We start from the raw sequence: 12,042 nt of genomic DNA, 5'->3' as shown, positions 1-12,042 counted from the left end.
GCATCCGCCGGATTGAGCCTGTAACCGTTAGCAAACCCGTTTCCGTTTCCTAGTCCTTCTGCGCCGCAGCAGAAAACGTTGGCGTAGCGGAACTTTCGCCCGCGTCAATCGAAATTGCGGACCCGAATCGGGTGCGCAATTCGGTTTTCAGGACTTTGCCGGCGGGATTGCGCGGCAACGCGTCGACGACCTCGACGGCCTTCGGGTGCTTATACCGGGCCAGCCGCTGGTCGAGGAACGCATCGAGCGCGCGCAGGTCGAGGTCGTCCTGATCGCCTGCGCTGAGTGCGACGACCGCAACCGGTACCTCACCCCATCTCTGGTCCGGGCGCCCGATCACCGCGACCTCGGCGATGGCCGGGTGGGCGGCGAGCGCGTTCTCCACCTCCGCGCAATAGATGTTCTCGCCGCCGGAGATGATCATGTCCTTCTTGCGGTCGACGACCCAGACGTAGCCCTCCTCGTCCTGCCGGACGAGGTCTCCGGAGTGGAACCAGCCGCCGGCGAACGCTTCCGCGGTGGCTTGCGGATTGTTCCAGTAGCCGGCCATCAACGTCGGTGCGCGGTAGACGATCTCGCCGACCTGGCCGACCGGGACGTCGTTCATGTCGTCGTCCACCACGCGGGCGGAGACGGTGGGGATCACCTTGCCGACCGAACCGAGCTTGCGAATGGCGTCCTCGCCCAACAACATGCAGGTCACCGGCGACATCTCCGTCTGGCCGAACGCGGCGAGGATCTGACTGCCGGGGAAGGTCTCGGCCATCTGGCGCAGCAGGGTGTCCGACGCAGGAGCGGCGCCCCAGGACAGCGCCCGCAGACGCAGGGTGCGGGGCCGCGCCTGCTGTGCGGCACACACCGCCTGCCACTGAGCGGGCACCAGGAAGATCCCGGTGACCTGCTCGGCCTCGAGCACGTCGAGAAGTTCGTCCGGATTGAACGCGCCCAACGGGTAGATCACCGTCGGCCGTCCCAACAGCAGGCCGGGAATCATGTTGCCGATGCCGGCGATGTGGAACAGGGGCACGCCGATGAAGCCGACGTCGTGGTTGATGTCGGCGCCGTTGGTGAACAGGAATGTCAGCGCCTGGCCGGCGAGGTTGGTGTGGGTGAGCACGGCGCCCTTGGGATGGCCGGTGGTCCCGGAGGTGTACATGATCAGGGCCGGAGCGTCGTTGGGGATGTCCACGGTGGCACGCGTGATTTCGGGGGCCTCACCGGCTTCGGCGATCAGGTCGTCGTAGCCGACCACGTCTTGTTCGGTAGCGCCGCCGGCGACGATCACGGTGGTCAACGTCGCTGAAACGTCGGGGAGGTCACGCACGGCGGTCGCGACGTTGGCCAGCACCGCCTCGGTGATAACCACCTTGGCCTGGCAGTCGCTGACCAGAAACGCGATTTCGGGTGGGGTCATCCGGAAGTTGACGGGGACCGCGATCGCGCCGAGCTTGTTGACGGCCAGGAATGACTCGACGTACTCCGTGCGGTTCAGCATGAGGATCAGCACGCGGTCGCCGGAGGCCACCCCGTGTCGGCACAGCGCTGCGGCCAGCGCACCCACCCGCTGATCGAGTTCGCGCCAGGTTGTCGTGCGGCCGAGGTACCGCAGCGCAGTGGCATCCGGCTGCATCAGGGCGTGGCGAGCCAACTGGTTCGTCCAGTTCTGCCTCCGGGCGAGATACGGCTGCGAGGTGGGATCCGGCTCGATCAACTGCTGCTGCTCCGTCTGATGTGGGTTGCGCGTCGTTGATATTTGATCAAACATGGTATTGCCCCGGTCACACTATGGCCTCGGCCGCTCGGGGACAAGCCCTCGTCAGTGCTGGCCAGAAAAGACCGGAGACCACGGTGAACGCACCAACCGCACGGCGGCCGAGGCCGCAGCGCGGGGTCCGGCGCGAGCAGCTGTCCGACGAGGTCGCGGCGCGGTTGCGCGCCGACATCATGACCGGCGTCCTGCGACCGGGCACCTTCGTCCGGCTCGACGAGACCGCTGCGGCGCTCGGGGTGAGCATCACCCCCGTGCGTGAGGCGCTACGCACGCTGCGCGGCGAAGGCATGGTGCAACTCGAACCGCACCGCGGGCATGTGGTGGTACCGCTGACGCGCACCGACGTCGAGGACATCTTCTGGCTGCAGGCCGCGATCGCCAAGGAGCTGGCGGCCACCGCCGCGGTCCGCATCACCGAGGCCGAGATCGACGAGTTGGACCGTCTCAACGACGAACTGGCCGCCGCCGTCGGGAGGCATGCGACGGAGGAGGTCGCCACGGCGGAGTTCGCCTTCCATCGGGTGTTCAACCGGTCCACCGGCCGCATCAAGCTGGCGTGGTTCCTTCTCCACGTCGCCCGCTACCTGCCCGGCCAGATTTACGCCGGCGACCCGCAGTGGGGCGTGTCGGCGGTGGCCGGTCACCGTCAGCTGATCGCGGCGCTTCGCCGACGTGACGTGGCGACCGTCGTCGCGCTGACCGCCGGCGAGTTCACCGACGGCGCGCAGCGGCTGATCGTGCGCCTCGACGAGGCGGGGCTGTGGAGCTAAACCGTGTCGAGCGCTCAGCTATGTACACAAACAGCAATGGTTTCTGTACGCCAGTGCGCGCTCGCCGTCCGCTACTTCGCGGCCAACTGCTCGGCGCGGGCCTTGAGGTTGTCGGCCAGGTAGTCCAGCGTGTCACCAATCGCCTTCTTCACCATCGGCTTCGGGATGGGCAGCCTGGTCTCGACGTCGAGGTCGACGGTCAACAGTGACGTCGCGCCGATCGGCACCACGGAGAACTTCTGCTCCTGCTTCTCGAAGTGGTCGCCCTGCTGCAGCACGGTGAAGATCTGGTTTTCGCCCGGGTAGTACACCGCAGTGATGAACGTGCCGGCCTGGCCTTGCACGACCACGTCGAGGCGTAACTGGCTGGGGCGACCGTCGTTGTAGCGCGCCAGCACCCAGCACCCGTGGATCTCGTCGTTCCACTGCGGGTAGGACTCGAAGTCCGCGACGATCCCCATGATCGCCTCGGCGGAGGCGGCCACCTCGACGGTCTTGCTCACGAGCGGCATTCGACGAGCATATCGACTACACGCCGGGGTCGACGCGCGCCATTTCCAGCAGGCCGCGGATCGGCTCCGGGATCGGCACCGGCCTGCGACCGGCCCTGGCGACGTAGACATGCACCCAGTGCCCGACCGCAGCGACCGGACCGTCCTGAGCCCACAGCCCCAATTGGTACGTGACGCTGCTGGTGCCCAACCGCGTCACCGCCAGGCCGACCGAAAGTGGTTCCGGGAACCGCAACTCGGCCAGGTACCGGCAGCCCGATTCGGCCACCACCCCCAGCCACGGCACCGTCAGCGGATCGACCTTGATGCTGGTGTTGATCCAGCCGTTGATCGCCGTGTCGAACAACGCGTAGTACACCGCGTTGTTGAGGTGGCCGAACATGTCGTTGTCTGCCCACCTGGTCGTCACAGGCCAGTGCACCGGGAAGTCGTCTTCGCGTGGCGTGACGGCCGGTTCCCGCTCGGTCATGGCAGCAGTCTGGCAGAGCGCAGTTGCCGGCTCGGCCGGCGCGAAGGCAGGCTGGTTCCGATGAGGATCCGCGGTGCCGTGTTGGAGGAGACCGGCCGCTCCCGGCCGTACGCCGAGTCGAGGCCACTGTCGGTCGGGGAACTCGAGCTGGCGCCGCCGGGGCCGGGTGAGCTGCTCGTGCGCATCGAGGCGGCCGGGCTGTGCCACTCCGACCTGTCGGTGGTCGACGGCAACCGGGCCCGGCCGGTGCCGATGCTGCTCGGCCACGAGGCCGCCGGCGTCGTCGAGGAGGTCGGCGCCGGTGTCACCGACGTGGCTATGGGCACCCGCGTGGTGATGACGTTCCTGCCTCGGTGCGGCGACTGCGCGGCGTGCGCGACCGACGGCCTGACCCCTTGCGAGCCGGGCAGCGCGGCCAACGCGGCGGGCACGTTGATGGCCGGTGAACGCCGGCTGTCGCGCGACGGCCGCCCCGTCCACCACCACCTCGGCGTTTCCGGTTTCGCCGGCCACGCCGTGGTCGACCGGCGCTCGGCGGAGCCGGTACCCGGCGACGTGCCCGCGGTCGAGGCCTCGCTGCTCGGCTGCGCGGTGCTGACCGGCGGTGGCGCGGTGATCAACGCCGGCCGACCCCGGCCGGGCGACACCGTGGCGGTCGTCGGGCTCGGCGGCGTCGGCATGGCGGCAGCGCTCACCGCGCTGGCCCAGGACGACGTCCGTGTGGTGGGCGTCGACCGGCTGCCCGGCAAGCTCGAGCGGGCACGTGCCATCGGTGTGCACGACGTATGCACCCCAGAGGAGGCGCGCGAGCGCGGGCTCAAAGCGGCCGTCGTGATCGAAGCCGTCGGCGATCCGGCTGCCCTCGAGGCCGCGGTCGACCTCACCGCCGCGGGCGGGCGGACGGTCACGGTCGGCCTGCCCCGTTCTGACGCGCGAATATCTTTGTCGCCGTTGGGGTTTGTCGCCGAAGGTCGGTCGCTGGTCGGCAGCTATCTGGGTTCGGCGGTGCCTTCGCGGGAGATCCCCTACTTTGTGGGATTGTGGCGCGCGGGACGGCTGCCCGTGGGGTCACTGGTGTCCTCGACGATCACGCTCGACGAAATCAACTCGGGCATGGACGAACTCGCCGACGGCAGGGCGCTGCGTCAGGTCATCCGCTTCGACTAGGGCGTGTCTGACAAAGGTTTTGGGTGCTGTGCCTGAAGCTTGAGGGATGTCGCGATTCGAGTTGTTGTCCGATGCCCAGTGGGCGTTGATCGAGGATCTGTTGCCAGTGCGGACGGGCAAGCGGGGCAGGCCTTTCCAGAATGCCCGCTCGATGGTGGAGGGGATCATCTATCGGTATCGGTGTGGAATCGCCTGGCGTGATGTTCCCGAGGCGTTTGGGCCGTGGCAGTCGATCTGGACCTGGCATCGACGGATGAGTGCCGATGGCACCTGGGACAGCGTGTTGGCGCGGTTGCTAGCCGCCGCCGAGGAGGCCGGGATCATCGATTGGGCGGTGGCCGTGGATTCCACGATTGCGCGCGCCCATCAGCACGCCACGAACGTCACCCGCCACACAGGGGGCTGGGTCGAATTACACGAATCCGGGCGTCGAGCCGCCTGACCACGGTATCGGTCGCTCACGCGGCGGGCTGACCAGCAAGATCCATCACCTCGTCGACGGCCGAGGACGACCCATGGTGGTGCTTGTGGGCCCTGGCCAAGCCCACGACGGGCCGGTGTTCGAGCATTTGCTCGCGCACTTGAAAGTGGACCGCCGCCGCGGTGGCCGAGCGCGTACTCGTCCTGATCGCGTCCGCGGGGATCGGGCCTATTCCAGCCGCGTGACCCGCACTCGACTCCGCCGGCGCGGCATCGGCGCAGTGATTCCCGAACCGTCCGATCAGATCGCCCACCGCAAGCGGCGAGGATCGCGCGGCGGACGACCACCGGCTTTCGACGCCGAGGATTACAAGGGCCGCAACGTCGTTGAACGCAACTTCAACGTCGTTAAGCAATGGCGCGGATTGGCCACCCGCTACGACAAACTCGCCATCGTCTACCGCGGCGCAGCAGTCCTACGCGCCATCACCCTCTGGCTACCCCATTTATCAGACACGCCCTAGTCGCCAGTTCGGTCCAGAACTGATCCCAGGTCTCGTCGAAAGTGTTGGAAATCATCGCCCGACCGGCTTCCCGGTGACATCGGAAGGCTAAACAACTTGCCGGTCAGAACCAGCTGTCGCGCATCTCCAGGGTGGTGCGGTCCAGGCTCGCGAGGAGGTCGAGTTGCGGTGCGGTCTTGGGCAGTTCGTAGCGGAAGAAGTAACGGGCGGCCTGACGCTTACCGTCATAGAAGTCTCCGTCATGACCGTGCGCGGCAACCTCCTGCTGCAACCAGATCCAGGCGACGACGATGTGCCCGAACGCCTCGAGGTAGACCACGCTGTTGGCCATCGCGGCCTCGATATCGCCGGAGCCGAATATCTCGGCGGTCACGGCGGCGAGGCGTTGCCATGCGGCGTCGAGCAAGACTGCGTGCTCGGCGGTCTGGCCGCCGAGCGCGCCCGCCTCCGCCACCGTCCGCCCGATCGCGGTGCCCACCGCGGCCAGGCCGGCCCCGCCGCGCGCGGGGACCTTTCGGCCCAACAGGTCAAGGCTCTGGATTCCGTGCGTGCCCTCGTGGATGGGATTGAGCCGGTTGTCGCGGTAGTGCTGCTCGACGTCGTACTCGCGGGTGTAGCCGTATCCGCCGTGCACCTGGATGGCCAGGCTGTTGGCTTCCAGACACCATTGCGACGGCCAGCTCTTGCCGACCGGGGTCAGCATCTCCAGCAGCAGTGTGGTGCTGTCCCGCTCCTCGTCGGAAGCGGCGCTGTGCGCAAGATCGACCAGCTTCGCGCAGTACAACAGCAGCGCCAGCCCGCCTTCGGCATACGCCTTCTGCGCCAACAACATTCGTTTCACATCCGGGTGCGCGATGATCGGGACCTGCGGTGTCGAGGGATTGTTGGAGGTGAGCGGACGGCCCTGGGGGCGCTCGCGGGCGTACTCCACCGATTTGAGGTAGCCGGTGTAGCCGAGCGCGACCGCGCCCATCCCGACCCCGAGACGTGCCTCGTTCATCATCGTGAACATGTAGGCGATGCCGCGGTGGGCCTCGCCGACGAGGTAGCCGACCGCCCCCGGCCGGCCGCCGGGGGTGTAGGCGCCCTCGCCGAGGTTCAGCACAGTGTTCGTGATACCGCGCTGCCCCATCTTGTGGTTCAGCCCGGCCAGCACCACGTCGTTACGTTCGCCGATCGCACCGTCCGCATCGAGCAGGTACTTGGGCACGATGAACAGCGAGATGCCCTTGGTGCCCGGCGGCCCGCCGGGGATCTTGGCGAGCACCAGGTTGACGATGTTGTCGGTCAGTTCGTGCTCGGCCCCGGAGATCCACATCTTCGACCCGAACAGCCGATAGCTGCCGCCCTCCTGCGGTTCGGCGCGGGTCAGGATATCGGCCAACGACGAACCCGCCTGCGTCTCCGACAGCGCCATGGTCCCCGAGAACCGGCCGGCCAGCATCGGTTTGACGAACCCGTCGATCTGCTCCTCGGTGCCGAACCGGGCCAACAGGTTCGCGTTGGCGATCGTGAGCATCAGGTAACCGGTCGTGCTGAGGTTCGCCGCGGAGAACCAGGCAACCGCGGCCTGCGCCACGGTGGCGGGCAACTGCGCGCCACCGAGCCGGTGCTCCATCGCCATCGCCATGAGGTCGGCCTGCGCGAACGCATCCCAGGCTTCCTTGACCTCCGGTATGACCGTGACCTTCTCGCCGTCGAAGGTCGGCTCGCAGGTGTCGCTCTTCTTGTTGTGCGTCGCGAAGTACCGCGTCGCCAACTGCTCGCACAGATCCAGCACGGCGTCGAAGGTCTCGCGTGAATGCTCGGCGAACCGCTCGCGTTCGGTCAGCTCGTCGACCCGCAACCACTCATAGAGAAGGAAGTCCAGGTCGCGGCGCGACAGCAGGAGCGACTTCACGGCGCGGCCGCAGCGTCGGGTTCGCCGGACAGTGCGTCCACCTGAATGCCCAACGGCGAGTCCGCCCGCACCGACTCGTCGCGGATCAAGCCGCGCAGCAGCGCCGTGCTGAACTCGACGGCGATTTCGGCCGCCGTGCGCCTGCCGTGGGGCCGCAGCCAGCGATAGGCGCCCAGCGTCATGCCGATGTAGCCCAACGCCAGCACATGGGAGTCGCAGTCGTAGAACTCGCCGCTGGCGATGCCGCGGTCGATCACGTCGCGCACGTGCTCGTAGACCTGGGTCTCCTTTTCGCGGATGTAGGCCACCTGGTCCTCGGTGAACCACTCGCTGATGTAGGGGCCCTCCTGGAAGTACACCGCCGCGCGCTCGATGTCGCTGGCGATGCCCACCAGCAGTCGCCGGGTGAAGTGGTAGATCGTCTCGCGGGCCGACGCCGACGGATCGTCGTGCAGCGCGTCGACGGTGAAGTCGGCGGCGCCCTTGTAGATGTCGTAGAGGATCAGCGACTTGCTGGCGTAGTAGTGGTAGACGGTCGCCTTGTTCAGGCCCACCGCGTCGGCGATGTCGTCCATGCGGGTGCCGTGATACCCGCGCGCGGCGAAGAGCTTGGTGGCGACGGCCAACAACTCATCGCGACGAGTCCTCCCGTTTCCGGTGCCGGCGTCCGAAGAGGTCATGGCGACTCACTATATGCAGGCCGGCACCACGTCCGGGCGTCAATCAACTGGTTGGGAGTGTAGGTGTTGGGGTGTCGCCGGCCGCGGTCCGGGTCTAGACTCCGTTCAGTACCGGCCGCACTCGAGAGGTGACCACATGGATCCGAACCCGGACTATGACGCGAGCGACGAGCTGGAGTACGGCATCAACTGGTTCGCCTGGATCCTCCGCGGGGTGTATCCGCCACCGGCCTATCCCCCGGTCTGAGCGGCTGCGCAAGGAAGCGCCCGGATCGCCATGCGGATGGCGACGTAGATCACCGATGAGGTGACGAGAAAGATCGGCCGGCCCCGGCCAGTGCGATGCGCGATGCGCGCTGTCGCGAGCAATCTCTCCTGATCCAACAATCCGCCGAGACTGCGGACAGATCGCGATTCGGCGCGATATCGCGATCTGGCAGCAGTTTCGATGGCGCTCGCCATGCCGTCTATCCCTCACGCCGGGTAAGCGGACGGCTCATGACCGGAGGGCCATGCCGGTCGCCAAGCGGTAGATGGCAGACTTTTCGGATGATCATCGGGATACCTAGCGAATCCCAGGCGGGTGAAACGCGGGTGGCCGCCACCCCGCAGACCGTCGGTGCACTCCTGAAACTGGGCTACACCGTCGTCGTCGAGTCGGGCGCGGGCGCTGCCTCCAGTTTCGCCGATACCGCCTACGAGGACGCCGGGGCGGAGATCGGTGACCCCTGGGCCGCCGACATCGTCCTCAAGGTCAACGCTCCCCGGGACGATGAGATCGCACTTCTCAAGGACGGCGCAACGCTGGTCAGCCTCATCTCCCCGGCGCTAAACCCGGAGCTCGTCGAGAAGCTGTCCGCCCGCCCCATCACCGTGCTGGCGATGGATGCCGTCCCGCGTATCTCGCGGGCGCAGTCGCTTGACGTGCTGTCGTCGATGGCGAACATCGCCGGATATCGGGCAGTCGTCGAGGCCGCGCACAGCTTCGGCCGGTTCTTCACCGGACAGGTGACCGCGGCCGGCAAGGTGCCCCCGGCGAAGGTGCTGGTGGTCGGCGCGGGGGTGTCCGGGTTGGCCGCCATCGGCGCGGCCGGCAGCCTCGGCGCGATCGTGAAAGCGACGGACCCGCGGCCGGAGGTCGCCGATCAGGTCCGTTCCCTCGGCGGGGAATACGTGTCGATCGAGTCGGCGGAGGCTGAAGTTTCGACGACCGGTTACGCCAAAGAGATGGGCGAGGACTACAAGGCCCGCGAGGCCGCGCTGTACTCCGAGCTGGCCAAGGACGTCGACATCATCATCACCACGGCGCTGATCCCGGGTAAGCCCGCACCGCGCATCATCACCGCGGACATGGTCGCGTCGATGAAGCCCGGAAGCGTGATCGTCGACATGGCCGCCTCCAACGGCGGCAACGTCGAGGGCACGGTGAAGGATCAGGCCATCGTCACCGACCACGGCGTGACCATCATCGGCTACACCGATCTGGCGGGGCGCCTGCCCGCAACCGCCTCGCAGCTATACGGCACCAATCTGGTGAACCTGCTCAAGTTGCTCACGCCGGAGAAGGACGGGCAGTTCACCCTGGACTTCGACGACGTCGTCCAGCGGTCGGTGACCGTGGTCCGCAACGGCGAGACCACGTGGCCGCCACCACCGGTCCAGGTGTCCGCGGCACCCGCGGCCGCTGCCGCGCCGGTGGAGGTCGGCACCGCCAAGCAACCGATGACGACCGCGCGGCGGCTGGGGTTGACGTTCGCCGCCGCGGCGGTGCTGTTCGCTCTGATCGCACTCTCGCCCGCCGCACTGCAGGTGCACCTGACCGTGTTCGCGTTGGCGATCGTGATCGGTTACTACGTGATCGGCAACGTGCACCACGCACTGCACACCCCGCTGATGTCGGTGACCAACGCGATCTCCGGCATCATCGTCGTCGGCGCGCTGTTGCAGATCGGCCACGGAAGTGTCGCCATCACCGCACTGGCAACGGCAGCGATCCTGCTTGCCAGCATCAACGTCTTCGGCGGCTTCGCGGTGACCCGCCGCATGCTGGCGATGTTCACGAGGAGCTAGATCATGTTCTCCATATCGACCGCCGCCACCGGCGCCTACGTCGTCGCCGCGCTGCTGTTCATCCTGGCCCTGGCCGGCCTGTCCAAGCACGAGACGTCAAGGGCCGGAAATGCTTTCGGTATCGCCGGTATGGCCGTCGCGCTGCTCGCGACGATCGCGCTAGCGCTGGCCCGCCACATCGAACCGCTGGGCCTGGCGCTGCTCATCGGCGCGATGGTCATCGGGGCTGCGATCGGCCTGTGGCGCGCCAAGGTCGTCGAGATGACCGGTATGCCCGAGTTGATCGCGCTGTTGCACAGCTTCGTCGGCCTGGCCGCAGTGCTGGTCGGCTGGAACGGCTATCTGCACGTCGAAGGTGAGCTGGCCGGATCCGAGGCCGCGCAGCTGGCGCAGGAGGGCATGCTCGGCATCCATTCGGCCGAGGTCGTCATCGGGGTGTTCATCGGTGCGGTGACGTTCACCGGTTCGATCGTCGCCAACCTAAAACTCTCGGCTCGCATCAAGTCCGCGCCGATGATGTTGCCCGGCAAGAACTTCCTCAATGTCGGCGCGCTCGTCGTCTTCGCCGCGCTCACCGTCTGGTTCGTGATCGACCCGCAGCTGTGGCTGCTGGCGGTGGTCACTGCGCTTGCGCTGCTGCTCGGCTGGCACCTGGTCGCCTCGATCGGGGGCGGCGACATGCCGGTGGTGGTGTCTATGCTCAACAGCTATTCCGGTTGGGCCGCAGCAGCTTCGGGCTTCTTGCTGTCCAACGACCTGCTCATCGTCACCGGCGCGCTCGTCGGCTCCTCGGGTGCGTACCTGTCCTACATCATGTGCAGGGCGATGAACCGCTCGTTCATCTCGGTGATCGCAGGCGGCTTCGGGATCGAGGCCGGGCCCGCCGACGACAAGCACTACGGCGAGCACCGAGAGATCACCGCCGACGGGGCGGCCGAGCTGCTCGAATCGGCCACTTCGGTGATCATCACACCGGGGTACGGCATGGCCGTCGCCCAAGCCCAGTACGGTGTCGCCGAGTTGACCCGCAAGCTGCGCGAGCGCGGCGTCAACGTGCGGTTCGGCATTCACCCCGTCGCGGGACGACTGCCCGGCCACATGAACGTGCTGCTGGCCGAGGCGAAAGTGCCCTACGACATCGTGCTGGAGATGGACGAGATCAACGATGACTTCGACGACACCGACGTGGTGCTCGTCATCGGCGCCAACGACACAGTCAACCCGGCGGCCTCCGAGGACCCCGGCAGCCCGATCGCGGGCATGCCCGTCCTCACGGTGTGGAACGCCAACGACGTCATCGTGTTCAAACGGTCCATGGCCTCGGGCTACGCAGGCGTGCAGAACCCGCTGTTCTTCCGTCAGAACACCCAGATGCTGTTCGGTGACGCCAAGGACCGGGTGGACGCGATCAACGCCGCGCTCACCGAAGCGGTCTCCTCCGCGCGCTAGATTTTTCGCATCGGCGCGATCCCCCGGTCGTCCGCGGTGTCGAATTCGCCGCGCGAGGTCATTGGCAACGCTGCGGAAACTTGGCCGCCTGGTGGAGCGCAATGCCCTCGATGCAGCCACACGTGGTACGCGGCGACGCTGTTCGCGGTAATTCCGATCCGGAACTTCATGCCCGGCGCGCCCGGGGCGTGGATCGACCGCATCCTCGCGTCGTGGATGCTGCTCGCGGGACCGCGGCGATGGGACTGTACTTCACCGCCTGGTGAAAACGCAGACTGAACAGTGCCCTGATCGCGGGCGCCTCGCCGGA

The 12,042-nt window shown here is 67.2% G+C and carries 11 protein-coding genes and 1 pseudogene; 7 read left to right on the top strand and 5 right to left on the bottom strand.

The features are described 5' to 3' along the window. Positions 1–49: 49 nt before the first annotated feature. Entirely contained in the window at positions 50–1,765 is a 1,716-nt protein-coding gene (fadD5, locus tag QGN32_RS12210) for a fatty-acid--CoA ligase FadD5 (RefSeq protein ID WP_326548810.1), read from the bottom strand. Positions 1,766–1,848: 83 nt separating this feature from the next. Here fadD5 and QGN32_RS12205 point away from each other — a divergent pair, with 83 nt between their 5' ends. Further along, positions 1,849–2,541, top strand: coding sequence for a GntR family transcriptional regulator (locus QGN32_RS12205; RefSeq protein ID WP_326548809.1), 693 nt, complete (start codon positions 1,849–1,851; stop codon positions 2,539–2,541). A 71-nt stretch (positions 2,542–2,612) separates the two neighbouring features. On the opposite strand, the gene QGN32_RS12200 is transcribed toward QGN32_RS12205, so the two are convergent. Further along, complete coding sequence (locus tag QGN32_RS12200) at positions 2,613–3,053, bottom strand: SRPBCC family protein (protein WP_326548808.1); 441 nt, start codon at positions 3,051–3,053, stop codon at positions 2,613–2,615. Between the two features lie 16 nt (positions 3,054–3,069). Then, positions 3,070–3,522, bottom strand: coding sequence for an acyl-CoA thioesterase (locus QGN32_RS12195; protein WP_326548807.1), 453 nt, complete (start codon positions 3,520–3,522; stop codon positions 3,070–3,072). Positions 3,523–3,582: 60 nt separating this feature from the next. Between QGN32_RS12195 and QGN32_RS12190 the strand changes: the two genes are divergently transcribed. Beyond that, the gene (locus tag QGN32_RS12190; protein ID WP_326548806.1) at positions 3,583–4,689 is read left to right on the top strand and encodes an alcohol dehydrogenase catalytic domain-containing protein; all 1,107 of its coding nucleotides are present in this window, start codon (positions 3,583–3,585) and stop codon (positions 4,687–4,689) included. A 46-nt stretch (positions 4,690–4,735) separates the two neighbouring features. After that, positions 4,736–5,633, top strand: a protein-coding gene (locus QGN32_RS12185; RefSeq protein WP_326547988.1) for an IS5 family transposase whose coding sequence is annotated in 2 segments (ribosomal slippage) — positions 4,736–5,082 and positions 5,081–5,633 — 900 coding nt in all. Because the reading frame shifts where the segments join, the coding sequence is not laid out codon by codon here. Positions 5,634–5,736: 103 nt separating this feature from the next. On the opposite strand, the gene QGN32_RS12180 is transcribed toward QGN32_RS12185, so the two are convergent. Both QGN32_RS12180 and QGN32_RS12175 read right to left on the bottom strand, forming a co-directional pair. Next, entirely contained in the window at positions 5,737–7,533 is a 1,797-nt protein-coding gene (locus tag QGN32_RS12180) for an acyl-CoA dehydrogenase (RefSeq protein ID WP_326548805.1), read from the bottom strand. After that, a complete protein-coding gene (locus QGN32_RS12175; protein ID WP_326548804.1) occupies positions 7,530–8,213 on the bottom strand; it encodes a TetR/AcrR family transcriptional regulator in 684 nt (227 codons plus the stop codon). Before QGN32_RS12175 ends, QGN32_RS12180 begins: the two co-directional genes overlap by 4 nt. 136 nt (positions 8,214–8,349) lie before the next feature. On the opposite strand from QGN32_RS12175, the pseudogene QGN32_RS12170 reads away from it, so the two are divergent. The 4 genes and pseudogenes from QGN32_RS12170 to QGN32_RS12155 all read left to right on the top strand — a co-directional run. Further along, positions 8,350–8,460: pseudogene (locus QGN32_RS12170) on the top strand (CAP domain-containing protein); the annotation flags it as partial. Positions 8,461–8,762: 302 nt separating this feature from the next. After that, complete coding sequence (locus QGN32_RS12165) at positions 8,763–10,283, top strand: Re/Si-specific NAD(P)(+) transhydrogenase subunit alpha (protein ID WP_326548803.1); 1,521 nt, start codon at positions 8,763–8,765, stop codon at positions 10,281–10,283. A 3-nt stretch (positions 10,284–10,286) separates the two neighbouring features. Beyond that, positions 10,287–11,732 (top strand): Re/Si-specific NAD(P)(+) transhydrogenase subunit beta, encoded by a 1,446-nt coding sequence (gene pntB / locus QGN32_RS12160; protein ID WP_326548802.1) that lies wholly within the window; start codon positions 10,287–10,289, stop codon positions 11,730–11,732. A gap of 168 nt (positions 11,733–11,900) precedes the next feature. Further along, on the top strand, positions 11,901–12,011 hold the full coding sequence (locus QGN32_RS12155) for a hypothetical protein (protein WP_326549037.1): 111 nt from the start codon (positions 11,901–11,903) through the stop codon (positions 12,009–12,011). Positions 12,012–12,042: the final 31 nt, after the last annotated feature.

It is taken from the genome of Mycolicibacterium sp. ND9-15 (genome assembly GCF_035918395.1).
In the GTDB taxonomy this organism is placed as follows: domain Bacteria; phylum Actinomycetota; class Actinomycetes; order Mycobacteriales; family Mycobacteriaceae; genus Mycobacterium.
Note: the sequence above shows the minus strand (reverse complement) of the source record. Positions and strands in the feature narration are given on the sequence as shown.

Bases quoted from the DNA above. Each gene is read 5' to 3' on its own strand.
- fadD5 (WP_326548810.1), bottom strand. From the start codon at position 1,765: ATGTTTGATCAAATATCAACGACGCGCAACCCACATCAGACGGAGCAG.
- QGN32_RS12200 (WP_326548808.1), bottom strand. From the start codon at position 3,053: ATGCCGCTCGTGAGCAAGACCGTCGAGGTGGCCGCCTCCGCCGAGGCG.
- QGN32_RS12195 (WP_326548807.1), bottom strand. From the start codon at position 3,522: ATGACCGAGCGGGAACCGGCCGTCACGCCACGCGAAGACGACTTCCCG.
- QGN32_RS12190 (WP_326548806.1), top strand. From the start codon at position 3,583: ATGAGGATCCGCGGTGCCGTGTTGGAGGAGACCGGCCGCTCCCGGCCG.
- QGN32_RS12175 (WP_326548804.1), bottom strand. From the start codon at position 8,213: ATGACCTCTTCGGACGCCGGCACCGGAAACGGGAGGACTCGTCGCGAT.
- QGN32_RS12165 (WP_326548803.1), top strand. From the start codon at position 8,763: ATGATCATCGGGATACCTAGCGAATCCCAGGCGGGTGAAACGCGGGTG.
- pntB (WP_326548802.1), top strand. From the start codon at position 10,287: ATGTTCTCCATATCGACCGCCGCCACCGGCGCCTACGTCGTCGCCGCG.
- QGN32_RS12155 (WP_326549037.1), top strand. From the start codon at position 11,901: ATGCCCGGCGCGCCCGGGGCGTGGATCGACCGCATCCTCGCGTCGTGG.